The organism is Pseudomonas guineae (assembly GCF_900113745.1).
GTDB classification, from domain to species: domain Bacteria; phylum Pseudomonadota; class Gammaproteobacteria; order Pseudomonadales; family Pseudomonadaceae; genus Aquipseudomonas; species Aquipseudomonas guineae.
The window spans coordinates 979,462-1,006,437 of sequence record NZ_FOQL01000001.1 but is presented as its reverse complement, the minus strand read 5'-3'; the positions used below and the strand labels follow the sequence as shown (position 1 = coordinate 1,006,437).

Genomic DNA, 26,976 nt, shown 5'->3' with positions numbered 1-26,976 from the left:
CAGGGCATCACCGCTTTTCAGGTAGGCGTTGATGTTCTGCACGGCCTCGCCCTGAAATTGCTGCGACAGGCTCAGGTAGCGCGTCATCAGCAGGTAGGGACGCTCCAGGGCGCGCTGCGACCACCAAAGTGTCGCGGCCAGGGCAACGCAAACGGTGACCAGCAGCAGGGTGTTGAGGTTAGTCAGGGATTTCAGGCGCATAAGGCTCGACCGATAGCGAACGGTTCCGGCTGTCGACGCGGGCGTCAGGCAGCTGCTAAGCCTGAGAATTTATTGCTTTTTCGTGACCGTAATATGACGGTGCTGACTACGTCACAGTTTTCTGCGAGATGGTTGCTGCTTCTGGCTCAAATGTTCCGCGCGAGCGCACTCAGTCGTTCTGGTAAATCGCCACCTGATTGCGCCCGCCGTGCTTGGCCACATACAGCGCCTCATCAGCCTGTTGCGAGAGCAGGCTGCCGTTGCGTTGTGGGGCTAGCTGGCTGATGCCGCAGCTGAAAGTGCAAGACAGGTCGTGGGGCTGCGCCGAATATTGGATTTCGGCGAAGCGCTGGCGGATTTCATCGAGTACCCGGCGGGCTGATTCGGCGTCGGTGTCAGGCATGACCACGGCAAACTCTTCGCCACCGTAACGGCCAATATGGTCGCTCTTGCGCAGGCGCTGTTTAAGAAACAGCGCCAGGCTCTTGATTACCCGGTCGCCCATGGGGTGACCGTAGGTGTCGTTGACCTTCTTGAAGAAGTCGATATCGATCATCGCAAAGCTCAACGGTCTGCCGTCGCGTTCGGCGCGAAAGCGTGCATCTTCGAGCAGTTGCAGGGTATGGGTGTGGTTGTACAGGCCGGTCAGGCTGTCGCGCACCATACGTGCCTTGAGGCTGCGCGCACGAGCCGCGCGGTTGCGCACGGTGGCGATCAAATGGCGCGGCTTGATCGGCTTGGTGAGGAAGTCGTCACCGCCTTCACTCATCGCGTCGAGCTGCTTGTCCAGGTCGTCTTCGGCGGACAGGTAGATGATCGGTACGCTGACATAACGGTCATTGTGGCGTATCACCTGAGCCAATTCCGGGCCGTTGCACTCGGGCATGTACATGTCGAGGATGATCAGGTCCGGCTGAAAATCGGCCAAGTGGCTCATTGCCTGAATGGGCTCGGTCAGGGTACGGGTGATAATGCCGGCGCTATTGAGCACGCGTTCGGTGTGCGTGGCCTGGGCCCGCGAGTCGTCGATGATCAGCACCTTGTAAGGTTCGTATTGAGCGACATTGGTCAGCACTTCTATGCGCTCGAACAGGTTCGAGGCATCCAGGCTGCCAGTGAAAAATGCCTGGCCCCCTGCACGCACAGCGGACAAGCGGCTCATGGTGTCGGTGTCTTCGGCGCTGAAGAACAGCAGCGGAATCTTATGCTTCAGGCCTTCTTGCACGCTCTGCGCCAGCTGCAGGCCTCCGCCGGGGCCAGAGAAATCGACCTCAATCAGGATCGCCGCCGGATGGCGTTCAAGCATGGCATTGCGAAACGCGTTGGCTGTGTCCATGGCGATGGCCGTCATGCCAAAGAACTCCAGGCGCTGCACCAGTTGTTCGGCGCGCTCAATATGCTGCAAGGCCAGGTAGACCGGTTTTCGCAGCGGTGGCAGCACGCTTTGCTCGAAGCGGTCGCCGTGGCGCAGGCCGGTGCGTGACAGGCGCTGCAATAGCTCGTTGAGTTGGCTGATCAGTGGGCTATTAAGGCGACTGCGGTTGTCGGCTACCCGTTGTAAGCAGCTATTTATTTCCGCTGCCAGCTGGCTGTGCTCGGCCTGATCAAAGCGATCAGCATAGCGTTGCAGCAGCTGCGTCGCTTCGCGCAGCTCGCCCATGCCATTCTCGTTCCACTCACTGCGCTGCAGGCGCTGCCAGACTTCCAATACCTGCCGCGCCTGATTGATAACGCGCTGCGCGAAGTGCTGCTTGAGGCGGTCGCTGCTGGGGTCTTCGTGCTCGGTCATGGTGCGGGTTCGATTTGGTCGGCTTGTGCTGGGAGGTGATGGCTTATTGCTAGTAATCGTACCACCGACGAACGGTTTTGCTAGCGCCGTCGATCTTTTGACGTCGACCTTCTGTCTATGTGTTCACAGATATCACAGGGGGATTTGCGCTGCTAAGTTTGCCGTTCACGCTGCGCACTCGCCCGCGCTTCACTTATAGTGCAAGTCAGTCGCGCAACCCTGCGAGGGGATTGTGGTCGAACGAGCAGCTTACGGCCGGTCCTGCAGCAAAGCAGGGGTGGCCGATGCGACCTCGCTACTTGAGTAAAAAAGGACAATGCCATGCTGGATTGGAAGAATCGAACTGCCGCTGCGTCTGCTGGCGCAACCGGCTCAGCCGACAGTACCCCCACCAAGTCCTCCGCTAACTGGGTTCTGCGAACCCTAGGTGGGTTGCTCGGGCTCTTTCTGCTGCTGGCGCTGGTCGTCGGCTGGTACTGGAGCCAGGAGCCTGCACAATTTTCTGTGCAGCAACGCGCCGAAGCGGCTGCCCAGGCTCGCGGGCACAAGCTGGTGAATGGCTACACCACCGGCGAAACCCTCAAGCAAGTCGCCAGCACCCTGTTGAATAAACCGGGTGGTTACCTGTCTAACGACCTCGCGCCACCGGGCCTGTGGCTGGACAATATGCCGAGCTGGGAGTTTGGTGTGCTGGTGCAGGTGCGCGATATGTCGCGGGCGATGCGCAAGGACTTCACTCGTTCGCAGTCGCAGTCCACTGAAGATCCGGACTTGGCCAAGGCCGAGCCACGCTTCCACTTTGACCACAAAAGCTGGGCGCTGCCCGCTTCTGAGGCCGAGTATGCTGAAGGCATCAAGTCGCTGGACCGCTACCTGGCCCGTTTATCTGACCCGAGCCGCTCCGGTTCGCAGTTCTACACCCGTGCTGACAACCTAAACAACTGGTTGGGTGATGCCGCCACGCGCTTGGGGTCGCTGTCGCAGCGTCTCTCGGCCAGCGTTGGCCAGGTGCGTTTGAACACCAATGAAGTCGATCCGGCGCAGACTGACAGTGCCTCGCAGGAGAACTTTGTCGAGGGCGTGAACTACGAAACGCCGTGGTTGCAGATCGATAACGTGTTCTACGAGGCCCGTGGCCAAGCGTGGGCGCTGGCGCACCTGTTGCGCGCCATTGAGGTGGATTTCGCCGATGTACTGGCGAAGAAGAACGCCACCGTCAGTGTGCGCCAGATCATCCGTGAGCTGGAGGCCGCGCAGGAGCCCTTGTGGAGTCCGATGATCCTCAATGGCAGCGGTTATGGCTTGCTGGCCAATCACTCGTTGGTGATGGCTAATTACATTTCGCGGGCCAATGCAGGCCTGATTGATCTGCGCCAACTGCTGTCGCAGGGCTGATCGGTGGCCTGGTCTGAAGCCGAGGTGGCGCACCGCGCTGCCTCGGATAGCGAGCGCATCGCCTGGGTCGACGAGGATGATCAGTTGCTGGGCAGCGTACTGCGCAGCGAGTTACGCCAGCGACACTTGCGTGGTCGGGGCACCTATATTCTGCTGTTCAACAGTGCCGGCCTGCTCTGCGTACACCGGCGTACTTTGAGTAAGGCGCTGTATCCGGGTTACTGGGATGTAGCCGCCGGCGGTATGGTGCTCGCAGATGAAAGCTATGCCGAATCCGCCGCTCGCGAACTGGCGGAAGAGCTGGGTATCGGTGACGCGGTGCTAGTTGAGCATGCTCATTTTCGTTACGACTCGCCGGAAAGCCGACTTTGGTGCATGGCGTATTCGGCTGTGTCCGATGCGCCGCTGGTGTTACAGCCGGAAGAAGTGTTGGAGGCGCGATTTATCTCCATCGAGCAGGCCTTGGCGGAGACTCAGCATTTGCCTTATTGCCCCGATTCACTGGCCGCCTTGCAGCGTTACCTGGCTGCTATTACGTAGGATGGGTTGAGTGAAGCGATACCCATGCCGCCTGATTGGTGGGTATCGCAGGCTCAACCCATCCTGCGGCCTTAACCAGTGGTGCTAAACCCACGCCGTTTAAGGCTTTGTGCAGGATATGTAGACGGTTTGTTCGGCATCCTGCACAGCGTCGCCTATCCACCGAGTAATGGCGCATTTTTACACTTAGCAGCAGTGTTTTTTGCCGTTACACTGCGCCGCCTCCAAACCTTGGCTGTAAGCCTGGGTGCGCTGCCCCTGCCAGAGTGGGGCCTTGCGGTTGATCATTATCAGCCAGTCGCTATCCTGACCCCTTCGAGGACAAACCGGTGGTCAAGAAAGCTTCGTCATTAGCCGCCCTCAGCGGCTTGGTGTATTCCACCGACAGCGGCCGGCATTGCCCGGGCTGCAGTCAGCCAGTGGACGCCTGCACCTGCAAACAAACCCAGATCCCCGACGGTGATGGCATCGCCCGTGTGCGCCGCGAAACCAAGGGCCGTGGCGGTAAAACGGTGACCAGTATCAGCGGTGTGCCGCTGGCCGAAGAGCCGCTAAAAGAGCTGGTGGCCGCGCTGAAGAAGCGTTGCGGCTGCGGCGGTTCGCTCAAAGACGGGGTGATCGAGATTCAGGGTGATCACGTTGAGCTGCTGCTTGGCGAACTGATCAAACGTGGCTTCAAGGCCAAGAAGTCCGGCGGCTGATCCCGTCTTTTCAAACGTGCTCGGCAGTTACACTGTCAAGTGCCGAGCTATTGTCATTTCCAGACTTTAATCTGTATGCGCCTTGGTTATGCCAAGGCCACTATCGCCAGTAAGGGAGACTTCAATGTCTGCACGACGCACACGCAAAGATGACGGCAGCCAGTGGACCGTTGCGGACAGCCGCAGCGTTTATGGCATTCGTCATTGGGGCGCGGGTTATTTCGCGATCAATGAAAAAGGCCGTGTCGAAGTACGCCCGAATGGCCCGCAGAGCACGCCAATCGACCTCTATGAGCAGCTCGATGAGCTGCGCTCCAGCGGCCTGTCGCTGCCATTGTTGGTGCGCTTTCCCGATATTCTGCAAGACCGCGTGCGCCAGCTGACCGGTGCCTTCGATGCTAATATCGAGCGCTTGGAATACCAGAGCCAGTACACCGCGCTGTATCCGATCAAGGTCAACCAGCAGGAAGCGGTGGTGGAGAACATCATCGCCACGCAGAACGTCTCCATTGGTCTGGAAGCCGGTTCCAAGCCTGAGCTGATGGCGGTGCTGGCACTGGCACCCAAGGGCGGTACCATCGTCTGCAACGGTTACAAAGACCGTGAATTTATCAAGCTGGCGTTGATGGGGCAGAAGCTCGGCCACAACGTGTTTATCGTGATCGAGAAAGAATCCGAAGTGCAGCTGGTGATCGAGGAGGCGGCCGAACTCAAGGTCGCCCCACAGATCGGCCTGCGCGTGCGCCTGTCGTCACTGGCTTCGAGTAAGTGGGCGGATACCGGCGGCGAGAAATCCAAGTTCGGTCTGTCGGCAGCGCAGCTGTTGTCGGTGGTTGAGCGTTTCCGCGCGGCGGGCTTGGATCAGGGCATCCGCCTGCTGCACTTCCATATGGGTTCGCAGATCGCCAATTTGGCCGATTACCAGCACGGCTTCAAGGAAGCCATCCGCTATTACGGCGAGCTGCGCGGCCTCGGCCTGCCGGTCGACCATATCGACGTTGGCGGCGGCCTGGGCGTGGATTACGACGGCACCCACTCGCGTAACGCCAGCTCGATCAACTACGACATGGATGACTACGCCGGTGTCGTGGTCGGCATGCTCAAAGAGTTCTGCGACGCGCAGGAGCTGCCGCACCCGCACATTTTCTCGGAAAGCGGCCGCTCGTTGACCGCGCACCACGCCATTTTGGTGGTGCAGGTTACTGACGTGGAAAAGCACAACGACGAAATCCCCAAGGTCGAAGACGTCACCAGCCTGCCGGAAACCGTGCGTTATCTGGTTGAGCTGCTTGGCCCGACCGATATTGAGATGGTCACCGAAACCTACTGGCGCGCCACGCACTATATGAGCGATGTGGCCAGCCAGTACGCCGACGGCAAACTCAGCCTGACTGAGAAAGCTCTGGCCGAGCAGTGCTACTTCGCCGTGTGCCGCCGTTTGCACAATTCGTTGAAGGCGCGTCAGCGTTCGCACCGTCAGGTGCTGGATGAACTGAATGACAAGCTAGCGGACAAGTACATCTGCAACTTCTCGGTGTTCCAGAGCCTGCCCGACACCTGGGCCATCGGCCAGGTGCTGCCGATTCTGCCGCTCAACCGTCTCGACGAGGAGCCGCTGCGCCGCGCCGTGTTGCAGGACCTGACTTGCGACTCTGACGGCAAGATCCGTCAGTACGTTGACGAGCAGAGCATCGAAACCAGCCTGCCGGTGCACGAAGTGCGTGAGGGTGAGGACTACCTGTTGGGGATATTCCTGGTGGGTGCCTATCAGGAAATTCTTGGTGATATGCACAACCTGTTCGGCGACACCGATTCGGTGAACATCTACCAGAATCAGGACGGCAGCGTGTACCACGCCGGTATCGAAACTCACGACACCATCGAGGACATGCTGCGCTACGTGCACCTGTCGCCGGAGGAGTTGATGACTCATTACCGTGACAAGGTGGCCAGCGCCAAGATCAGCCCGCGTGAGCGCACCCAGTTCCTCGACGCATTGCGTCTGGGGCTGACCCGTTCTTCCTACCTGTCTTCTTGATCGGTTCTAGCAAGCGCTGATGTAACTGCAGCGGCCCCGTCTAGTGCGGGGCCGTTTGCGTTTAGGGTGCTAGGCGCTGTGGGTTTTTCATGCCCTCGTGCGCTGCCGCATATGACAGGTGTGACTGCGACTCTGGAAAAGTAATCCAACATCACGTTGCTACCGATTTGCGTAGCAGCGTGATGTTCGCAACTCCGTGATTTGGAGTGGCCCACCGAGGTGGTGCCGCTCTTTTTTTGCCTGAAAATCAGGGCGCAGTAATGCCTGGCGCTACGATCCCGCTTCACCCTTGAGTAGGGCGGCCTTGCGCTCCAGCCCCCAGCGATAACCGCTGAGGCTGCCGTTGCTAGCAATCACGCGGTGGCAAGGTATGAGCAGGCCCAGCGGGTTACTGGCGCAAGCGCGAGCCACGGCGCGCGGGTGGCTGTCGAGCTGTCCGGCCAGCTCGGCGTAGGTGCACGTTTGCCCCGCAGGAATCTGCTGCAAGGCGTGCCATACCTGCTGCTGATAAGCCGTGCCGCGAATATCCAACGGCAGCTGCGCCGCACGCTGCGGTTCGCTGAGCTGCGCCACTATTTGGCGCAGCCCGTCAGCCAAATCGAGATCATCGACCTGCAGTTCGGCGTCGGCAAAGCGCTGTTGCAGCTCAGCCAGAAGAGCGATGGGATCATCGCCAAACAGCAGTGCGCAGATGCCTTTGTCGCTACTGGCGAGTAATACAAGGCCGAGCGGGCAGGGCGCGATGCTGTAACGCAGCCGTTCACCTGCGCCACGTTGGCGGCGCTGCGCTGGGGTCAGGGTTGCAGGCTGCTGATAGAGCGCGCGGGTGCCGGAGTAACCCGCGTACAAGGCGGCTTCCAGCACGCTAGCGGCCATAGGTAGCTGCTGCTCCAGTCGAGCGCGGCGTTGTGCGTCGCTCCAGGTTTTCGGTGTCAGCCCGGTACGCGCCTTAAATGCGCGCGCCAGGTGCGAGGCAGATAGGCCGATGTGCTCGGCCAATTGGGTGAGGCTGAGCGGCTGTTCAGTGGTATTGAGCCGCTCACAGGCCGCCACAACCAGGGCATCCATATGTTCGGCCGGGCTCTGCCCGTGCGGCGCGCAGCGTTTGCAGGGGCGGAAACCGGCTGCAGTAGCTGCGGCGGCATCCGCATGGAAGCTGACGTTGTCCCGCTTGGGGCGTCGCGCCGGACAACTGGGCCGGCAGTAGATGCCGGTGCTGCGCACGGCGAACACAAACTGCCCGTCCTGTTCGGCATCGCGTGCACAGATGGCCTGCCAGCAGAAGGCGCTGTCGAGCATGGGCGGGTCTCCTTGAGTATGAGCGGATTGTCGACGGCGTCTGTCCGTTTGCCAATCCACTTCTGACTTTCAAAGCCGCGCTGAACTCAATGGTCTGGTCCTGCGCGGGTTTGCGGCGGCATATATAACCCCTAGCAGGCTTTCAGTACGGCGATACGTGGGCTATCAACGTTATGTTTTTAGGGAGACTTTGCAGCAATATTTCGTACGCCGTTGAGCCGCACTGCGCTGATGAGGGTGGGCGCTTGGCGCGGATTGACGTATAACGGGCGGCATAGCCGACTTGGGCAACACAGGACCCCTGATTAAAGCTGATGAAGACGCCAAAACGTATTGAGCCTCTGGTTGAGGCCGGGCTGGTCGATGAAGTGGTTCGCCCACTGATGAGCGGTAAAGAAGCCGCAGTGTATGTGGTGCGCTGTGGCGATGAGCTGCGCTGCGCCAAGGTCTACAAGGAAGCCAATAAGCGCAGTTTTCGCCAGGCCGCCGAGTACCAGGAAGGCCGTAAGGTGCGTAACAGCCGTGACGCGCGGGCCATGGCCAAGGGCTCGAAGTACGGCCGCAAGGGCCAGGAGGACGCCTGGCAGAACGCTGAGGTCGCGGCCTTGTTCCGCCTGGCTAACGCTGGCGTGCGGGTACCCAAGCCGTATGACTTCCTTGAGGGCGTGCTGCTGATGGAGTTGGTCAACGATGGTGAGGGTGATGTTGCGCCACGCCTCAACGATGTCGACCTGCACCCTGATGATGCCCGCGAGTTTCATGCCTTTATGATTCAGGAAGTGGTGAAGATGCTTTGCGCCGGCTTGGTGCATGGCGACCTTTCTGAATTTAACGTGCTGCTCGGTCCCGAAGGTCCGGTGATTATCGATTTGCCGCAAGCGGTGGATGCAGCCGGTAATAACCATGCCTTCAAGATGCTTGAGCGCGACGTGCACAACATGTCCGAGTACTTCGGTCAGTTTGCCCCGGAACTGCGCTATACCAAGTACGCCAAGGAAATGTGGGCACTTTTTGAGGCGGGAGAACTGACCCCAGAAAGTCCGTTGACCGGCGAGTTTGATGACCCCGAAGAAGACGCCGACATCGACGCGGTGATGCGCGAAATCAAGGCCGCACTGGCCGACGAAGAGCGCCGTCAGGCATTGCTTAACGCCGAAGACGCACCCAAAGGTGAAGAGCCCCCGCCCCCCTGGGCGCAGTAAGCGCAAGCGCTGCTAGATATAAAAATGCCGTTCACTTAAGCAGTAACGGCATTTTTTATGGCCGTTCTATTGTGGGGCAGTGCCTAGAGACGGGCAGCCTTGAAGGTATCGCAACGGCCGATATCACCGCCGTCGAAGCCGGTTTTAAACCAACGCACGCGCTGCTCGGAGGTGCCATGGGTGAAGGAGTCCGGCACCACCTGGCCACGGGCCTGCTTCTGCAAGCGGTCATCACCGATGGCGTTGGCAGCGTTCAACGCTTCTTCGATATCGCCCGGTTCCAACCAGTCATTGCGGCGCTGGCCGTGATAGGCCCACACGCCTGCCAGGCAATCGGCTTGCAGCTCCTGACGCACCAGTAAGCCGCTGGCACCTTCGACTCGCTCGCCACGCTGGCGGGCGGCGTTGACCTTGGCCGATACGCCGAGCAACGTCTGTACGTGATGGCCGACTTCGTGGGCAATCACATAGGCTTGGGCAAAATCCCCCGCGGCGCCAAAGCGCTGATCCAGCTCGCGGAAAAACGCCAGGTCGATATACACCCGCTGATCACCCGGGCAGTAGAACGGCCCGACTGCCGAGTCGGCGAAGCCGCAGGCGGAGTTGACTCCATCGCGAAACAGCACCAGGGTTGGATCGCGGTACTGTCGATTGGCGCCCTGGAAGATATCCCGCCAAGTGTCTTCGGTGTCGCCGAGTACGGCACGAACGAACTCTGCCTGTTGATCATTGCTAGCGGGCGCAGCGCTTTGTGGTGCGCCCACGGAGCCGCCCTGCATGGCTTGTCCGGCCAGTTGGCCGAGGATCTGCAAGGGGTCCTGGCCGCTGAGCAGGCCGATGACGACCACAATGGCCACGCCGCCCAAGGTCAGCCCTTTGCCGCCGCCCATTCGTGAGCTGCTGCCACGCGCATCCACCACGTTGTCACTGCGTCTTCCGCGTTTCCAGCGCATGGTTGTCGTCCTGTAATAAGTGGCGGGCGTGTGTGCTGGCTCGCCGTAGGCCAGTTATCCGTGGCTCAGTTGGCCGGATATTCATTGATTATCTGCTCGGCGCCCTGTTTATCCAGGCCGATGACCTGATAGGCGTCACGTACGTTGCCGTACTCCATGCCTGGCGAGCCGGTGGGCATGCCCGGTACTGCCGCGCCAAGGAGGTCGGGGCGTTGGCGCAATTTGAGAATATCGGCAGCCGGCACATGACCTTCGATAAACTGGCCACTGATCACCCCGGTATGACAGGACGCGAGGCGGGGCGGCACGCCCAGGCGCTGTTTAACCGCGCTCATGTCGTTCTCAACATGGTCGTTGACGGTAAAGCCGTTGTCTTGCAAGTGGCTGATCCAGGCTTTGCAGCAGCCGCAATTGGGGTCGCGATGGACGTCAATGGTCAGCGGTTCGGCAGCAACGCTCAGGCTGCTGAGTAGGCCGGCGAGAAGAATAAGCGGGCGCATAAGTGGGCTCCTAGAGTGATGCTGGAAGCTTACCGCCCAATCTGCAGAGCAACCACAGTGGATTTCCGAAACGCACGAAGTCCGCTTATGCTGCAAAGCCGATCCCCGGGCTAAGGATGCTGTTCATGCTATTTGCACGCGTAATTCTGCTGATTCAATTGCTGGCGTTGGCTGGCCTGGGTTTGGCTTATTTCATCAACCCCCATGAAATGGCCAACCTCAGCGGCATGCTGCTGATGTCGCCCGCGGCGGCGACCGACATGCGCGCGTTTTACGGCGGATTGCAGATCGGCCTGGCGGCGTTTATTGGGCTGTCACTCAGCCGCCTAGACCTGACCCGCGCCGCCTTGACCCTGCTGGTGCTGCTGTACAGCTCGTTGGCGTTGGCGCGTATCGGCGGCCTGTGGCTGGATGGCGGCGCGCAGCAGACCTTCAACTTCTACGCGCTGCTGCTGGAAGTGGTGTCTGTGGGGTTGTGCTTCTGGGCGCTGCGCGGGTTGCCGCGCCAGTAAAACTAGCGGCGCTCCAGCAGCACACCTGACTCCATGTGGTGGGTGTAGGGGAACTGGTCGAACAGCGCGCAGCGCGTCACTTTGTGGGTGTCGCTGAGTTGCGCGATGTTAGCGGCCAGGGTCTCCGGGTTGCAGGAGATATACAGAATGCGCTCAAAGCGGCGGGTCAGCTCGCAGGTGTCCGGGTCCATGCCGGCGCGCGGCGGGTCGACGAAGACGCAGCCAAAGTCATAGCTTTTCAGGTCGATACCGGCCAGGCGGCGGAACGGGCGCACTTCATTCAGCGCTTCGGTCAGCTCTTCGGCGGACAGACGCACCAGGGTGATGTTGTCTATGCCGTTATCCGCCAGATTGGCCAGGGCGGCATTTACCGAGGATTTGCTGATCTCGGTGGCCAGCACTTTGCGTACGCGCGTGGCCAGCGGCAGGGTGAAGTTGCCGTTGCCGCAGTACAGCTCGAGCAAGTCGTCCTGGCGTTCACCGAGCGCTTCAAAGGCCCAATTCAGCATCTTCTGGTTCACTTCACCGTTGGGCTGGGTGAAGGCGCCTTCTGGTTGACGATAGCTGAAGGTGCGGCCGGCGACGCTGAGCTTCTCCTCAACATAATCCTTGCCGATGACAATGCGCTTACCTTTGGAGCGGCCAATGATGCTCACCTGCAGTTCAGCGGCGAGCTGCTCGGCGGCCACCTGCCAGGCGTCATCCAGCGGACGGTGATAGCACAGGGTAATTATTCCGTCGCCGGCCAGGGTGGTGAGGAATTCGACCTGGAACAGCTTAAAGCTCAGCGCGCTGCTGGCTTGCCATGCCGCTTTCAAGCGCGGCATCAGGGTGTTGATCTGCGCGCTGGCAATGGGGAAGTCTTCGAAGAAAATCGGCGTGTGTTTATCGCCGGCTTCGAACATGGCGTAGTGACGGTCATCGCCCTCGCGCCACAGGCGAAACTCAGCGCGCAAGCGATAGTGCTCGCGTGCTGACTCGAATACCTCGGGTGCGGGGGCATTAAAAGGCGCCAGCAGCTCGATCAGGCGCTGCTGCTTTTCAGCAAGCTGGGCGGCGTAGTTGGCGGGATCGAACTGGGAACGGCTCATGCGGGGCTCTTTTCAAAAGGGTGCGGGTGGCTTGAAGCCACCCGCAAGGTCATCAGGCGAAGTACGCCAGCTTGATCACAAACAAGGCCGACAACACCACCAAGGCGGGGTTGAGGTCGCGCCAGCGGCCAGCCAGTAGCTTGATCACGGTCCAGGCGATAAAGCCAAAGGCAATGCCGTTGGCAATCGAGAAGGTCAGCGGCATAGCCAGGGCAGCGATAACCACTGGGGCGGCAACGGTGAGGTCATCCCAGTCGATCTGCGCCAGGCTGCTCATCATCAGCACCGCCACAAACATCAGTGCGGGGGCGGTGGCGAAGGCCGGTACGGCGCCTGCTAGCGGCGCGAAGAACAGGCTCAGCAGAAACAGCGCGGCAACCACGCAAGCCGTCAGGCCGGTGCGTCCGCCGGCACTGATGCCCGCCGCTGATTCGATATAGCTGGTAGTGGTCGAGGTGCCCAGTGCGGCGCCTGCCATGGTCGCGGTGCTGTCGGCCAGCAGTGCGCGCCCGAGCTTGGGCATTTTGCCGTCTTTGTCGAGCAGCTTGGCTTTCTGCGCGACGCCGATCAGGGTGCCAGAGGTGTCGAACAGGTCAACGAAGAGGAAGGCGAAAATCACGCTGAGCAAGCCGATATCCAGCGCGCCCATGATGTCCAGCTGCAGCAGCGTCGGCATCAGAGACGGTGGCATCGAGACCACGGCGTCGAGCTGCGACAGGCCGAGCAAAATCGACAGGCCGGTGACCAGCAAAATACCGATCATCACGGCACCGGTGACGCGGCGGTAAGCCAATGCGGCAATCACGAAGAAGCCCAGACAAGCCAGTAGCGCGCCGCCTTGGCTGAGGTCGCCCAAGCCGACTAGAGTCGCTGGGTTATCCACCACGATGCCGGCATTTTTCAGCGCGATGATCGCCAGGAACAAGCCAATACCAGCGGCAATACCAGCGCGTAACTCCATCGGAATGCTGTTGATGATCCACTCGCGAATTTTGAAGATCGACAGCAGGAAGAAGATCATCCCTGAAAGGAAGACCGCGCCCAGTGCCACTTGCCAGGTGTGGCCCATGGTCAGCACCACGGTGTAGGTAAAAAAGGCATTGAGGCCCATGCCCGGCGCCAGCGCGATCGGATAGTTGGCAACCAGGCCCATGATGGCCGAGCCGATGGCCGCAGCCAGGCATGTGGCAACGAACACAGCGCCTTTATCCATGCCGGTTTCGGCAAGGATGTTGGGGTTGACGAAGAGGATGTAGGCCATCGTCAGGAAGGTGGTCAGCCCCGCCAGCATCTCGGTGCGCACCGTGGTGTTGTGGGCCTTAAGTTGGAACAGTCTTTCCAGCATGTGGAACTCCCCAATTACGGCTGTGTGCGCCGTGTTTATGCAAACCGAAAGCAAAGCACATCCACGAGTCTGTGCATGTTTTTGCTGGTGATCTGGAAAAAGGCGCGCATCATATCAGCTCGTCTGGGTGCGGTGAATTTATGACCGGTCAGGCAGTTTACGCACGGCATTAATAAGGAGAACGGGATGACTGCGCGAGCCCTGATTAGCGTCGCTGACGGTGTCGAAGACCTTGAGTGCGTGACCCTGATCGATGTGTTGCGGCGTGCCGAGGTCGAGGTGATTGTGGCGAGCATTGAAAGCCGACGGATGATCACCTGCGCTCGTGGTACCCGCTTGACCGCCGACGTTATGTTGGTTGATGTGCTGGCCCAGCCCTTCGACCTGATCGTGCTGCCCGGCGGCATGCCGGGTGCGCAGCATCTGGCCGAGCATGAGCCGCTGGCCGAACGGGTGCGTGAGCAGGCCAAGGCTGGCAAGTTGTTTGCGGGTATCTGTGCCGCGCCTGCCTTGGCGTTGCAGCAGTACGGTGTGCTCAAGCAACGGCGCATGACCTGCTACCCGGCCTTCAGCGATCACTTGAGCGGCTGCGTGTTTGTCGATCAATCGGTAGTGGTCGATGGCAACTGCATCACCAGCCAAGGCCCTAGTACTGCGCTGGAGTTCGCCCTGACGCTGGTTGAGCAGCTGTGCGGCAAGGCGCGGCGCCAGCAAGTGGCCGAGGCCATGTTGGTGCGCTAAACGCCGCATGCGACGCACTGCAATCCTTGTGGCAGGCTGCCACGCGACAATCAACCACAGCGGAGCTTGCATGCGCGGGGGATACTCTTTAGTAAGGCCTTGACCTGGATCAAGGCCGTCGGATTCGTCATGTGGCCGAGCTACTGTCGGCGTAGGGCGCTCTGTCCGATGATTGCCCACGGTGTATCCGCTGGGCAGCAGGCTGTTTTACCTGACTGAGGAAGCACCATGTTCGGATTAGAGGCACTCGACCTCGCCCGTATCCAGTTCGGTTTCACTATCTCCTTCCACATCATTTTTCCGGCCATCACTATCGGCCTGGCCAGTTATCTAGCCGTATTGGAAGGCCTGTGGCTGAAAACCGGGCAGGAGGTATACCGCGACCTGTACCACTTCTGGGCGAAGATATTTGCGGTCAACTTCGGCATGGGTGTGGTCTCTGGCCTTGTCATGGCCTATCAGTTCGGCACCAACTGGAGTGCGTTCTCTGACTTTGCCGGTGCGATCACCGGGCCGCTGCTGACCTATGAAGTGCTCACGGCATTCTTCCTTGAGGCGGGCTTCCTTGGCGTCATGCTGTTTGGCTGGAACCGCGTCGGCCCCGGGTTGCACTTCTTTTCCACGGTAATGGTGGCGGTCGGCACGCTGATTTCGACCTTCTGGATTCTCGCCTCCAACAGCTGGATGCACACCCCGCAGGGCTTCGAGATTATCGACGGAAGGGTAATCCCGCTGGACTGGTTCGCGGTGGTGTTTAACCCCTCGTTCCCCTACCGACTAGCGCATACGGCGACGGCAGCGTTCCTCTCCACAGCGTTCTTTGTCGGTGCCTCGGCGGCCTGGCACTTGCTGCGCGGCCGCGACAATCCGGCAATTCGCAAGATGCTCTCGATGGCCATGTGGATGGCATTGATTGTGGCGCCTATTCAGGCGGTGATCGGCGACTTTCACGGGCTCAACACGCTCAAGTATCAGCCGGCGAAAATCGCCGCAATCGAAGGCCACTGGGAAAATCAGGGTGACGAGCCAACGCCGCTGATTCTGTTTGGCTGGCCAGATATGGAGCGCGAGGAAACCCGCTTCAAGATTGAGATCCCCGCGCTGGGCAGCTTGATCCTGACTCACAGTCTGGATAAGCAGGTACCGGCGCTCAAGGAGTTTGCCAAGGAAGATCGGCCTAACTCGACCGTGGTGTTCTGGACATTCCGGGTCATGGTTGGCATCGGCATGCTGATGATTCTCACCGGGCTCTGGGCTTTGTGGCTACGCGCGCGCGGCAAGCTGTTCCAGGCACGGCCGTTTCTGCACTTGGCGGTGTGGATGGGGCCATCGGGCATCATTGCCCTTCTTGCAGGCTGGTACACCACTGAAATCGGCCGTCAGCCTTGGGTTGTCTATGGCTTGATGCGCACTGCCGATGCTTCATCCGGGCACAGCTTTGCGCAAATGAGCCTGACCTTAGGGCTGTTCGTAGTGGTGTACTTTGCTCTGTTTGGTGCGGGCATTGGCTACATGCTGCGTCTGGTGCGCAAAGGGCCGATCACCGACGAAGGTCGCGAAGTCGCCGTGGGCGGACCTGGCCAGAAACGCACACCGTCGCGGCCTTTCTCGGCGGCCGAGGAAGATTTTGACGACGGCGACACTGACCTGCCGGCAGGGAGGAGTTGAACATGGGTATTGATCTCTCGCTGATATGGGCTGTGATTATTGCCTTCGGGGTGATGATGTATGTGGTCATGGATGGCTTCGACCTCGGCATCGGTATCCTTTTCCCTTTCATTAAAAGTGAAGGCGAGCGCGATGTGATGATGAACACGGTGGCGCCAGTCTGGGACGGTAACGAAACCTGGCTAGTGCTCGGCGGTGCCGCGCTGTTCGGCGCGTTTCCGTTGGCCTATGCGGTGGTGCTCAGCGCGCTCTATCTGCCGCTGATCTTTATGCTACTGGGGCTTATCTTCCGTGGTGTGGCGTTCGAGTTTCGCTTCAAGGCCAAGGCGGCCAAGCGGCATCTTTGGGACAAGGCGTTTATCGGCGGCTCGCTGACTGCGACCTTCTTTCAGGGGGTCGCGCTTGGGGCGTATATCGATGGTTTCGAAGTGGTTGATCGGGCCTATGCCGGTGGCGCGCTGGATTGGCTCACGCCGTTCTCGCTGTTCTGCGGCCTGGCGCTGATTGCGGCCTATGCCTTACTTGGCTGCACCTGGCTGATCATGAAGACTGAGGGCCGCTTGCAGGAGCAGATGCACAACATGGCGCGGCCGTTGGTGTTTGTGTTGCTGGGCGTGACCGGCATCGTCAGCCTGTGGACACCACTGGCGCATGCCGACATCGCCGAACGCTGGTTCAGCCTGCCGAATATTTTCTGGTTTATGCCGGTGCCGCTGCTGGTCATGCTCTGCACGTGGGCGTTGTTACGCGCGGTCGCGCGTAACGCTAACTACGCGCCTTTTCTGCTGACCTTAACTCTGATTTTTCTTGGTTACAGCGGTTTGGGCATCAGCCTGTGGCCGAACATAATCCCGCCGTCGGTGAGCATCTGGGAGGCGGCCGCGCCGCCGCAGAGCCAGGGCTTTATCTTGGTCGGGGCGCTGTTCATCATCCCGTTTATCCTGATGTACACCGCTTGGAGCTATTACGTGTTCCGCGGCAAGGTCACGGAAGAAGATGGCTATCACTGAGGTCCTGTCATCGGTCTGCTGCGCGTCGGCCCTGCGGCGTTAAAAACAGGCTCGGAATGCTCATGTACAAAAGTACACTCCGCTTCCTCGCCTGTTTTTGCCTTGCAGGACTCTAGCTCGCGAGACCTCGAGTCAGTTATGAGGCGACGCAAGATGAACGACATAGATGGGAAGAAGCCGCTGTGGCAGCGCCTCGGCTGGCTGGTGGTGATCTGGGTTGGCAGCGTGCTGGCCTTGGGCGCCGTGTCTTATGTACTGCGCTTGTTTATGCATGCGGCTGGGATGGGTACGCCGTAAGTTGGTACAGGTACTGAAGGAGCTGGTCTTTCTGGTACAAAAAAGCCCGCCGATTGGCGGGCTTTTCAGTTGCAGGCGTTAAGCCTTAGTTGCCGTAAACCGGGAACGTGGCGCAGACCGCTTTGACTTGCTCGCGGATGCGCGCTTCAACGGCTTCATCGCCCAGGTTGGCGAGGATCTCGCAGATCCAGCCGGCCAGTGCGCGGCACTGGTCTTCCTTGAAGCCGCGCGTGGTCACCGCTGGGGTGCCGATACGCAGGCCGGAGGTGACGAACGGCGAACGTGGGTCGTTCGGTACGCTGTTCTTGTTCACGGTGATAAAAGCGCGGCCCAGGGCGGCGTCGGCGTCTTTACCGGTGATGTCTTGCTTGATCAGCGAGAGCAGGAACAGGTGGTTCTCAGTGCCGCCGGAGATTACGTCGTAGCCCTTCTCAATAAACACGCTGGCCATGGCCTGGGCGTTTTTGATCACTTGCTGCTGGTAAGTCTTGAACTCAGGCTGCAGGGCTTCCTTGAAGCACACGGCTTTACCGGCGATCACGTGCTCCAATGGCCCGCCCTGGCCACCAGGGAAGACGGCGGAGTTGAATTTCTTCTCCAGCGCTTCGTTGGCGCGGGCCAGAATCAGACCGCCGCGCGGGCCGCGCAGAGTTTTATGGGTGGTGGTGGTGACCACGTCAGCAAACGGCACCGGGTTCGGGTACACGCCTGCGGCAACCAGGCCGGCTACGTGAGCCATGTCGACGAACAGGTAGGCACCGACTTTGTCAGCGATGGCGCGGAAGCGCGGGAAGTCGAGAATCTGCGAGTAGGCGCTGAAGCCGGCGATGATCATCTTCGGCTGGTGCTCAACGGCCAGGCGCTCGACTTCGTCGTAGTCGATCAGGCCGGTGACGGTATCGATACCGTACTGCACGGCGTTGTACACCTTGCCGGAGAAGCTGACGCTGGCGCCGTGGGTCAGGTGGCCGCCGTGGGCCAGGCTCATGCCGAGTACGGTATCGCCAGCGTTAAGCAGGGCCAAGTAGACCGCGCTGTTAGCTTGGCTGCCAGAGTGCGGCTGGACGTTGGCGTAGTCGGCACCAAACAGCTCTTTGGCGCGGTCGATGGCCAGCTGCTCGATGATGTCGACGTATTCGCAACCGCCGTAGTAACGCTTGCCCGGATAGCCTTCGGCGTACTTGTTGGTCAGTACCGAGCCTTGAGCTTCCATCACCGCTGGGCTGGTGTAGTTTTCCGAGGCGATCAGCTCGATGTGATGTTCCTGGCGCTGGGCTTCTTGCTCCATCGCGGCAAACAATTCGGCGTCATAACGGGCAAGAGTCAAATCACGGCTGAACATGGCATTCCCCTGAGAAAAATCAGTTGGGCGGTCTTAAAGAGGGGGCGAATTCTACCCCATTCGGCGCGAACAGGCATATGAAACGTGGTCATCTGGCGGACAAGTGGGGTTCATGCAGCCGCGCTGTCAGCCCAGCATAAACAGCGCGGTACCAGTAAAGAGTGCGGTGAACTGGTGCGCCGGCATCGGCCGCCCGAGCAGGAAGCCCTGTACTTCGTCGCAGTCATGGCTGCGCAAGAAGTCCAGCTGAGCCAGGGTTTCTACACCTTCAGCGATCACTGTGAGGTTCAGGCTGTGGGCCATGGCAATGATGGCGCGGGCAATCTGCCCGTCTTGCTCGCCATGAGGCAAGCCATCGACAAAGCTGCGGTCGATCTTCAGCACGTCGAGGGGGAACTGTTTGAGGTAGTTCAGCGAGCTGTAGCCAGTACCGAAATCATCGATGGCGATAAACACACCAAGCTGCTTGAGGCTGCTGAGGGTTTGCATGGCATTGGCCACGTCTTCCATCAGGATGCTTTCAGTCAGCTCCAGTTCCAGGCTGTTGGCGGGGATGCCGCTCTGCTCGAGGATCAGGGCAATGCGCTGGTGCAGGTCACCTTCGGCAAACTGACGAGCCGAGAGGTTGACCGAGATCTTCGGTACGCGAATGTTTGCCTGACGCCATTCAGCCAGCTGCCGGCAAGACTCACGCAGCACCCAATCACCGACCTGGACCACTAAACCCAGCTCTTCGAGCACCGGAATAAAGGCGTCGGGCGGGACCAGACCGCGCTGCGGGTGCTGCCAGCGCAACAGCGCTTCGGCCCCGGTCAGGCGTTTGCCATCACCGGAGAATTGCGGCTGGTAATACAGCTTGAACTCGTTTTGTTCGAGAGCGTGGCGCAGATCGCTTTCCAGCTCCAGGCGCTGCAAGGCACTGGCGTTCATGTCGGCCTGGTAGAACTGGAAGTTGTTTTTGCCGCGCTCCTTGGCGTGGTACATCGCCGTGTCAGCGTTCTTCATCAGTTGGCTCAGCTCGTTGCCATCCTGTGGGCTCAAGGCGATGCCGATACTGGCGGTGACGAAGAATTCGCGGCCTTCGAGGATAAACGGCTGCGCCAGGCTGGCGAGAATCTGCTCGCCGACATGAATCGCCCGAGTCAGCGCGCCTTCGCGAAGGGGCTCGGATTGCAGCAATAGGGTGAACTCATCGCCGCCCATGCGCGCCACGGTGTCGTCGCTGTCTACGCAGGCGCACAGGCGCATCGCCACTTCCTTGAGCATGCGGTCGCCGGCGGCGTGGCCGAGGGAGTCGTTGATCGGTTTGAAGCGGTCGAGGTCGAGGAACATCAGCACCACCCACTCCTGGTGCCGTTCGCCATGTTGTAGAGCGCTGTGCAGACGGTCTTGGAACAAGGTGCGGTTGGGCAGCTGAGTCAGCGCGTCGTAGTAGGCCAAGCGATGGATGCGCTGTTCGCTGGCTTTGCGCTCGCTGATGTCGCTGAAGAAGCACACGTAGCTGACCAGGTCGCCTTCATCGTCTTTAACCGCGGTGATGCCGACCCACGCGGGGAACTTCTCGCCGTTTTTACGCTTGAGCCACACCTCACCTTCCCAGCTGCCCTGTTGGTTGAGCTGCTTGATCACAAAGCCTAAGTGGCTGGCTTGTTGGGTGTCGGCGGTGAGCATGCTCGGTAGCTGGTCGAGGATCTGCTTGGAACTGTAGCCGCTGACCCGGCTGAAGGCATGGTTGACCTGGACGATATAGCCCGCCGGATCGGTGACCAGAATCGCCGCCGTGGAGTGTTCAAATACCGTGGCGGCCATGCGCAGGTCTTTCTCGGCGCGGCGCTGCAGGCTGATGTCGCGACCGACGCCAAGCAAACCTTCGAAGCGGCCACTGTCATCCCACATGGGCACCAGGCGCAGCTCCACAGGGATTTTCCGGCCGTCGGCGCGCAAGGCGTCAAAGACGAACAGTTGCGGGACAAAACGGCTGCGCAGTTCGGCCATTCGTTGCGGGGCGCCGAGGGCGTTGCGCACGCGCTCAAGCAGCGCATAGAAGCCGCTCAATTGCCGCGGATTGGTGGCCAGGCTTTGGAAGCCGTTGGCTAGCGCCCACTCGCTGTCATAGCCGAGCACCGGCATCACGGAGGGGCTCACGTAGTTGAGTTTCAGGTGGCTGTTGGTGGAAAAAATCACGTCGCTGATGCTTTCTGCTAGCAGGCGGTAGCGCTGCTCGCTGGTGCTCAGGGATTCGCTGCGGGTGATTTGCTCGGTGATGTCCTTGGCTACGCCGATCAACCGGCTGACGCGTCCGTTGTCATCGTGCGCCAGGGCTTGTTCGCGAATATCAAACCAGTGCCAGCTGCCATCGCGGTGGCGCCAGCGTAGCTCGAACTGCATCAGCCGGCCCTTGCCCAAGACCTGCTGAATATTGCGCATGCGTTGGTACAGCTCGACATCATCCGGGTGCAGCAGCTTTTCCCATAGGTGTTCGCCGAGCTGATGCATTTCCGCTTTGCTGTAACCCAGCTGCGGGCCCAGGTGGTTGTTGCTGTACATCACCCGCCTGGCGGTGATGTCATGCACATAAATGGTGTCGGGTACCGCGCTGACCACATCGGACCAGAAACGCTCGCGTTCGAGCAGTGAGGTTTCGATGCGCTTACGGTTGGTGATGTCGCTGATGCTTAGGGTTACGGCCCGCAGGTCATCGCTGCTGGACGGCAAGCGCAGTAATAGCCACAGGTGGCGCTCATGACCTTGTGGGGTGATGATCTGCCGCTCCATCTCCAGTTGCCCGCTGCCGCTGAGCAGGGTCTTGAGCAGTTGCAGGCGGAAGCCGTTTGGAAGCAGTGGCCCGCTGTCGAATAAGTGCCCCCAGGCCTGCTCGCTGGAGTTGACGCCTAGCAGTTGCAAGGCCACTTGGTTGGTTTCGGTTAGGCGCATGCGCTGAGAGAGTTCGGCGTGGTGCTGGGGGTCGCTTTCCAGCCAGCGCTGCAGGCGGGGGATGTCGTGCAGCTGCTGCGCCTTCAGGTACTCATGCAGTTCGCTCAGGTCGAGCACGCACAAGGCCGTACCGGTACCGTCAAAGATGTCTTGGTAGCGCCGCCGGGTTTCCTTCAGCACCTGTGAGGCCTGCTGCTCTTCGGTGACATCGCGCAGCACCCAGACAAATCCGGTGCGTCGATTGTCCTCACTGAGGTCGCTGCGGCTGATGTCGTAGAGGTGGACAAGGCCGTTGTGCTGGATTTCCACCAAGTCAGGGCCAAGATCATTGTGCAGCGCGGTCTCATGCAGCAGCAGGGGGTCAAGGCGTGGCAGCAGCTGCAGCAAGTGCCAGTCGCGCACCTCGTCGTTGCTCAGGCCAAACATGGCTTCGGCCTGCGGGTTAAGGTATTGCAGCTGGCCGTAGCGGTCGGTGACCAGCACGCGCTCTTCGATGGCGCTCAGCACGCTGGCCGCTTGCTGCAATGAACGTCGTGAGGCCTTGTTGAGGGCGCGCAGTGTGCCTTGCTCATGCAGCAAGCGAGACAGCGCCAGCAGCGTCAAGGTGGCACAGAGGATAAACAACAGCAGCTTGCTGGCCTGCTGTGGCAGTTGCTGGGCGCGCACCTTACGTTCATTGAACAGCGCACGCAGTTGCCAGTCACTGCCCTTGAGCGGGACTTCCAGCAGGCTTTGGTCGAGATTTTCTGCAGTCACCGGCGGCGCAATCATAAAGCCGTTAACACGCCGGACCTCGTTGCTGGCAATCACCCGCTTCACGTTGCGGTCTTCCAGCAGCCACTGGTGCGGGCTTAGATGGCGCTCCTGCAGCCAGCTGCTCAGTGCCTGATTGGTCATGCGTAGCACCCAGAAGCTACTGGCTGCGCCGACCGGGTTCTGCCGCAACAGCAGGTAAATACGGCCGTTGTCGTTAGCACTAAAGCTATAGAAGAAGCGCTCGCTGCGCCCGCGTTGGAACAGCTCGTCGATATACAGCCCATCCGCGCCGGTGGCACGGCTGTCAGCGAGGATGTCGCCTTGCTCGTTCAACCAGGCCAGGCTGAGCAGTGTCGGGAATACATTGCGTAAAGATTGTAGAAGCTCTTCTCGCTCGTCGGCATCGCCCGGCGCCTGCTTATGGCCTTGCAGCAGGGCGTGGCCAGCGCTCGCCTTGAGGTCCATGCTCAGGCCGAGGTGGTTGGCCAGCTGCGAGCTGTAGGCCAGGGTCAGTTGGCGCTGGTTTTCCAGCAGCTGCTGGGATTCTTGGCGTAGCTGCCAGATCAGCAACACCAGCATGCTCAGAACCAGCACCACCAGTGCGCCACGCGTCGGCCCGCGCATCACCTTAGCCGGTGCTGCGCCGGGGGAATGCGCTGAGGTTGGCGGCGTAACTGTTGGCAACGAGATGCATCCTAGGGGCTGGGCGGCAATAGGCGGGTCCCCGGCGGGCGCGCGATATGGCTGGCAAACAGGGGGCGGCTAGCATGCCATAATTGTGGCGAAGTGCCAGCGCCGCCGACGAGCGTGGTTTGCCCTGCATCGCGCATTCCGGTAGCTTTGCCCTACGCGCGCGCGACTATTTACGTTCAGTGCGTTGGCGTCGCCTGGCGGCTGCGTCCCCGCCGTGCAGTTTCACGCTGCACGCATTAGTTGGCGACTCTCTTTCGTTTCATTCCAGAATCAAGGTCATCATGGCTCAATACGTTTACACCATGCATCGGCTCGGCAAAGTAGTGCCGCCGAAGCGGGAAATCCTCAAGAACATCTCCCTGTCGTTCTTCCCAGGCGCGAAGATCGGTGTGCTCGGCCTCAACGGCTCAGGTAAATCCACCCTGCTGAAAATCATGGCGGGTGTCGATACCGAGTTCAATGGCGAAGCGCGGCCGATGCCGGAGCTGAACATTGGCTACCTGCCGCAGGAACCGCAGCTCGACCCGAGCAAAACCGTACGTGAAGTCGTTGAAGAGGCCGTGAGCCAGATCAAGGACGCCCAGGCGCGTCTGGATCAGGTGTATGCCGCTTACGCCGAGCCGGATGCCGACTTCGACAAGCTGGCCGCCGAGCAGGCCAAGCTAGAAGCCATTCTGCAAACCAGCGACGGCCACAACCTGGAGCGGCAGCTGGAAGTCGCTGCGGACGCCCTGCGCCTGCCAGCCTGGGACGCCAAAATTGGCGTGCTCTCCGGTGGTGAGAAACGCCGTGTGGCCCTGTGCCGCCTGCTGCTGTCGGCCCCGGACATGCTGCTGCTAGATGAGCCGACCAACCACTTGGACGCGGACTCCGTTGCGTGGCTGGAGCACTTCCTCCACGATTTCCCCGGCACCGTGGTCGCGATTACCCACGACCGTTACTTCTTGGATAACGTGGCCGGCTGGATTCTCGAACTCGACCGCGGCGCCGGTATTCCGTACGAGGGCAACTATTCCGGTTGGTTGGAAGCCAAGTCGAACCGTCTGGCCCAGGAGTCCAAGCAGCAGTCGGCTCACGAAAAAGCCATGAAGGAAGAGCTGGAGTGGGTGCGCAAAGGCGCTAAAGCCCGCCAGTCGAAATCCAAGGCACGCTTACAGCGCTTCGAAGAAATGCAGTCGCAGGAATTCCAGAAGCGCAGCGAAACCAACGAGATCTACATCCCGGTTGGCCCGCGTCTGGGCGACAAGGTCATCGATTTTGTGGGCGTCAGCAAAGGCTATGGCGACCGCGCGCTGATCGACAACCTGTCGTTCAGCATGCCAAAAGGCGCCATCGTCGGTGTGATCGGTGGTAACGGTGCCGGTAAGTCGACCCTGTTCCGCATGCTGATGGGCAAGGAGCAGCCGGATTCAGGCAGCATCGAAATCGGTGACACCGTGCAGCTGGCTTGTGTCGATCAGAGTCGCGACGACCTCGACGGCAGCAAGAGCGTGTGGGAAGCCGTGTCTGGCGGCTCCGACATGATCAAGATCGGCAACTATGAAGTGCCGTCGCGTACCTATGTGGGGCGCTTCAACTTCAAGGGTGGCGATCAGCAGAAGTTCGTCAAGGACCTCTCCGGTGGTGAGCGCGGTCGTTTGCACCTGGCGTTGACCCTGAAAGAGGGCGCTAACGTGCTGCTGCTGGATGAACCGTCCAACGACCTCGACGTGGAAACCCTGCGTTCGCTGGAAGAAGCGCTGCTCGACTTCCCCGGCGCGGCGATTGTGATCTCTCACGATCGCTGGTTCCTCGATCGCGTGGCGACCCACATCTTGGCGTACGAAGACGACTCGCACATCGAGTTCTTCGAAGGTAACTACACCGAGTACGAAGCCGACCGTAAAAAGCGCCTGGGTGATGCGGCCGCGCAGCCGCACCGCGTGCGTTACAAGAAGCTGGCGCAGTAAAAGCCACGCTGTACAACAAAACGGAGCCGCAAGGCTCCGTTTTGCGTTGCGCTATCCGCTGCCTGCGCTTTGGCTGCAGGGGATTAGTAGTGATACCAGCGCAGGGTCAGCATTAATTCGTTTTCGGGTGCCTGCAGATGGCTGAATTGGCGGCTGGCACTCAAGCGTAAGCCAAGGTTGTCGGCCAGCTCCCACTGCTGGTTGAGCGCCAAGCTGCGGCGTACTTCACCTTGCTGGAAATAGTCGCCCTTGGCTTCCAGGCTCAAGTTGCCCAATTGGTTGCTCCAGATCAGTCCCGTATTAAAGCCTGCGGCCGGTGCGATAAATGCGGCGAAGTCACTGTTGTGCTCAAGGCGCGCGGTGGCCATGGCGTAGGCTAAGGTCTCGCTGCCCAATTGCCAGGTACCACCTGCGCCGCCGTTAATGTGGCTGACCAGTTCGCGGCGCTCATTTTTTCCCGGTACCCGCTCCAGGCCAGCGGCAACTTGCCATGAAAGCGGTTGCAGCAGACGGTTGCGTGGAGTCAGTGAGCGAATAGTGGCCAGATCAAGGCGCTCTAGCTGCCAGTGGTTACTTTCATACTGACGCAGCTTGAGTTGCAGGATTTCGATTTGCGCGCCCAGCGGAAAACCCGCCAAGTTGTCATTCAGGTCGTGGTAGGCCATGCGCAGGCCGTATTCGGCAAAGCTGCGCTCGCCACGGCTGCCGGCGCCGAGTTGCCAGGTGCGCGACTGATGGCCGTTTTCCGGGAGTTCCGGGCGCGCCACTGACAGTTCACCAGGCGGGTTACGGTTGATCGCCTGCAACAGTTCAAAGCTGCGCTTGGCCTGGGCGCTGTCACGCTCAGCGCCGGTGGCGTGGTAGCGCACCAAACGGTAGGCCGCGTCCTGGATCAGCGCGCGGCGCGCTGGCGGTAAACCGAGGAAGGCCGGGTCATTCACTAGGTGGCTGTCGTCAGCCAGGGCGAGAGCCCAATCTTGCTCGGGGTCTTGCAGTTGGCTGGCACGAGCGAGCAATTCTTTTTCCCGCGAGGGGCGGTAGTCGATGCGCTCGACCAGGCCGGCCTGTTTGACTGCGCGCACGGTGTCGGTGGGGATGGCGGTCAGCGGGAACTGTGCGGTTAACGCTACGCCGGGGCGGGCGATTTCCAGCAGCTCAAGCAGGCGGAATGAGCAGTTCTCGTCGAAGAAGAAATAATCGAAGCGTACCTGTTTGAGCTCCCACACATGCTCGACCATGCGTCCGGTCTCAGCCGCTGTCAGGTTGAGCTGGTACTCCCACAAGTCGCGGTTTTCCAGGCGGCTGTACTCGGCCAACTTAGCCCGGTATGACACCAGCGAGAACAGCCCTGGGTAGCCGCCCATCAGGCCTTTCCAGGCATACAGCATGCTGTTATCCATGCCTTCTATGTAGGCGCCAAAGTTCAGTGCATAGCTGAGCAGCGCGGTGCCACTGGCATCGACGTCGGCCTGGTCAATGCGTAGCAAGGTATGGCCGAACATGGACGACGGGCTATTGAGGTAGGCTGCGGGGAAAATAAGCACGGCTCGGTGCGGGTTAATGTCATCGAACCAGCGTCGGTATTCGCTGCAGGTGGGCTGAGGTAGATCGCCCAGTTGCAGGCGTTCGCGTAACCAGCGGGTGCGCGCGGGGTAAACGCACTGGGGATGACTATCGCCTGCTTCGGCAGGCTGGTAGAGCGCTTGTAAGGTGGCATTGAGCTCGGCGGCAGGATCACTGTCACCGTTCTGCGCCAGGAAAAAACCGCTGTCATCAACATAGCTGCGCCAGCCGCCGAGCTTGCCGGTTTCGTAATGGCCGAGGGCAATCCAGTAAGGGTCGTTGGCGAGCGTTTCAAGTGCTTGCGGTGATACCGCAGGAGCGGCGAGTAGAGGCGAGCAGGCGGCGAGTAACAAGCTCAATAACAGGTGCTTGGGCATAGTCATCTACTAATGGCGAGGAGGCGCCCAAAGCGCTCAAGGTGACGCAAGGCGATGTAAAGAGTGTTGCCGGCTGCATG

Annotated in this window: 20 protein-coding genes; 11 read left to right on the top strand and 9 right to left on the bottom strand. The window is 60.2% G+C overall.

The window, feature by feature from the left end; genetic code table 11:
• Positions 1 to 370: 370 nt before the first annotated feature.
• A complete protein-coding gene (locus tag BMZ32_RS04675) occupies positions 371 to 1,990 on the bottom strand; it encodes a diguanylate cyclase (protein WP_090240146.1) in 1,620 nt (539 codons plus the stop codon).
• Positions 1,991 to 2,311: 321 nt separating this feature from the next.
• Here BMZ32_RS04675 and BMZ32_RS04670 point away from each other — a divergent pair, with 321 nt between their 5' ends.
• The 4 genes from BMZ32_RS04670 (at position 2,312) to speA (ending at position 6,664) form a co-directional block, all read left to right on the top strand.
• Positions 2,312 to 3,385, top strand: a complete 1,074-nt coding sequence (locus tag BMZ32_RS04670) for a DUF2333 family protein (protein WP_090240145.1) — start codon at positions 2,312 to 2,314, stop codon at positions 3,383 to 3,385.
• Positions 3,386 to 3,388: 3 nt separating this feature from the next.
• Complete coding sequence (locus BMZ32_RS04665) at positions 3,389 to 3,925, top strand: NUDIX hydrolase (protein ID WP_090240143.1); 537 nt, start codon at positions 3,389 to 3,391, stop codon at positions 3,923 to 3,925.
• Between the two features lie 329 nt (positions 3,926 to 4,254).
• Complete coding sequence (locus BMZ32_RS04660; RefSeq protein WP_090240142.1) at positions 4,255 to 4,626, top strand: translation initiation factor Sui1; 372 nt, start codon at positions 4,255 to 4,257, stop codon at positions 4,624 to 4,626.
• Between the two features lie 124 nt (positions 4,627 to 4,750).
• Entirely contained in the window at positions 4,751 to 6,664 is a 1,914-nt protein-coding gene (speA, locus tag BMZ32_RS04655) for an arginine decarboxylase (RefSeq protein WP_090240140.1), read from the top strand.
• A gap of 270 nt (positions 6,665 to 6,934) precedes the next feature.
• Here speA and ada read toward each other — a convergent pair whose 3' ends face one another.
• Complete coding sequence (gene ada / locus BMZ32_RS04650; protein WP_090240139.1) at positions 6,935 to 7,963, bottom strand: bifunctional DNA-binding transcriptional regulator/O6-methylguanine-DNA methyltransferase Ada; 1,029 nt, start codon at positions 7,961 to 7,963, stop codon at positions 6,935 to 6,937.
• A 314-nt stretch (positions 7,964 to 8,277) separates the two neighbouring features.
• Between ada and BMZ32_RS04645 the strand changes: the two genes are divergently transcribed.
• Positions 8,278 to 9,165, top strand: a complete 888-nt coding sequence (locus BMZ32_RS04645; RefSeq protein ID WP_090240137.1) for a PA4780 family RIO1-like protein kinase — start codon at positions 8,278 to 8,280, stop codon at positions 9,163 to 9,165.
• An 83-nt stretch (positions 9,166 to 9,248) separates the two neighbouring features.
• On the opposite strand, the gene ypfJ is transcribed toward BMZ32_RS04645, so the two are convergent.
• Positions 9,249 to 10,118 carry a KPN_02809 family neutral zinc metallopeptidase gene (gene ypfJ / locus BMZ32_RS04640; RefSeq protein WP_090240136.1) on the bottom strand — a complete coding sequence of 290 codons (870 nt, stop codon included), beginning with the start codon at positions 10,116 to 10,118 and terminating at the stop codon, positions 9,249 to 9,251.
• A gap of 65 nt (positions 10,119 to 10,183) precedes the next feature.
• Positions 10,184 to 10,618 (bottom strand): DUF411 domain-containing protein, encoded by a 435-nt coding sequence (locus tag BMZ32_RS04635; RefSeq protein ID WP_090240134.1) that lies wholly within the window; start codon positions 10,616 to 10,618, stop codon positions 10,184 to 10,186.
• 125 nt (positions 10,619 to 10,743) lie between these two features.
• Between BMZ32_RS04635 and BMZ32_RS04630 the strand changes: the two genes are divergently transcribed.
• The gene (locus BMZ32_RS04630; protein WP_090240132.1) at positions 10,744 to 11,130 is read left to right on the top strand and encodes a DUF4345 domain-containing protein; all 387 of its coding nucleotides are present in this window, start codon (positions 10,744 to 10,746) and stop codon (positions 11,128 to 11,130) included.
• A gap of 2 nt (positions 11,131 to 11,132) precedes the next feature.
• On the opposite strand, the gene trmA is transcribed toward BMZ32_RS04630, so the two are convergent.
• Both trmA and BMZ32_RS04620 read right to left on the bottom strand, forming a co-directional pair.
• A complete protein-coding gene (gene trmA, locus BMZ32_RS04625; RefSeq protein ID WP_090240131.1) occupies positions 11,133 to 12,221 on the bottom strand; it encodes a tRNA (uridine(54)-C5)-methyltransferase TrmA in 1,089 nt (362 codons plus the stop codon).
• Positions 12,222 to 12,273: 52 nt separating this feature from the next.
• Complete coding sequence (locus BMZ32_RS04620) at positions 12,274 to 13,566, bottom strand: NCS2 family permease (protein WP_090240129.1); 1,293 nt, start codon at positions 13,564 to 13,566, stop codon at positions 12,274 to 12,276.
• A 186-nt stretch (positions 13,567 to 13,752) separates the two neighbouring features.
• Between BMZ32_RS04620 and BMZ32_RS04615 the strand changes: the two genes are divergently transcribed.
• The 4 genes from BMZ32_RS04615 to BMZ32_RS04600 all read left to right on the top strand — a co-directional run bounded on the left by BMZ32_RS04615 (position 13,753) and on the right by BMZ32_RS04600 (position 17,282).
• Positions 13,753 to 14,307, top strand: coding sequence for a DJ-1 family glyoxalase III (locus BMZ32_RS04615; protein ID WP_090240127.1), 555 nt, complete (start codon positions 13,753 to 13,755; stop codon positions 14,305 to 14,307).
• 228 nt (positions 14,308 to 14,535) lie between these two features.
• Positions 14,536 to 15,975: a cytochrome ubiquinol oxidase subunit I gene (locus tag BMZ32_RS04610; RefSeq protein ID WP_090240125.1), complete on the top strand. Its 1,440-nt coding sequence runs from the start codon at positions 14,536 to 14,538 to the stop codon at positions 15,973 to 15,975.
• Positions 15,976 to 15,977: 2 nt separating this feature from the next.
• Positions 15,978 to 16,985 (top strand): cytochrome d ubiquinol oxidase subunit II, encoded by a 1,008-nt coding sequence (gene cydB, locus BMZ32_RS04605; RefSeq protein WP_090240124.1) that lies wholly within the window; start codon positions 15,978 to 15,980, stop codon positions 16,983 to 16,985.
• Positions 16,986 to 17,138: 153 nt separating this feature from the next.
• The gene (locus tag BMZ32_RS04600; RefSeq protein WP_090240122.1) at positions 17,139 to 17,282 is read left to right on the top strand and encodes a DUF2474 domain-containing protein; all 144 of its coding nucleotides are present in this window, start codon (positions 17,139 to 17,141) and stop codon (positions 17,280 to 17,282) included.
• Between the two features lie 85 nt (positions 17,283 to 17,367).
• Here BMZ32_RS04600 and glyA read toward each other — a convergent pair whose 3' ends face one another.
• Together glyA and BMZ32_RS04590 are read right to left on the bottom strand one after the other, a co-directional pair.
• Positions 17,368 to 18,624 carry a serine hydroxymethyltransferase gene (gene glyA, locus BMZ32_RS04595; RefSeq protein WP_090240120.1) on the bottom strand — a complete coding sequence of 419 codons (1,257 nt, stop codon included), beginning with the start codon at positions 18,622 to 18,624 and terminating at the stop codon, positions 17,368 to 17,370.
• Between the two features lie 126 nt (positions 18,625 to 18,750).
• The gene (locus BMZ32_RS04590; RefSeq protein WP_090240118.1) at positions 18,751 to 22,938 is read right to left on the bottom strand and encodes a bifunctional diguanylate cyclase/phosphodiesterase; all 4,188 of its coding nucleotides are present in this window, start codon (positions 22,936 to 22,938) and stop codon (positions 18,751 to 18,753) included.
• Positions 22,939 to 23,288: 350 nt separating this feature from the next.
• Here BMZ32_RS04590 and ettA point away from each other — a divergent pair, with 350 nt between their 5' ends.
• A complete protein-coding gene (ettA, locus tag BMZ32_RS04585; protein WP_090240117.1) occupies positions 23,289 to 24,956 on the top strand; it encodes an energy-dependent translational throttle protein EttA in 1,668 nt (555 codons plus the stop codon).
• An 83-nt stretch (positions 24,957 to 25,039) separates the two neighbouring features.
• Here ettA and BMZ32_RS04580 read toward each other — a convergent pair whose 3' ends face one another.
• Positions 25,040 to 26,896, bottom strand: a complete 1,857-nt coding sequence (locus BMZ32_RS04580) for an Lnb N-terminal periplasmic domain-containing protein (protein ID WP_090241546.1) — start codon at positions 26,894 to 26,896, stop codon at positions 25,040 to 25,042.
• Between the last annotated feature and the right edge of the window lie 80 nt (positions 26,897 to 26,976).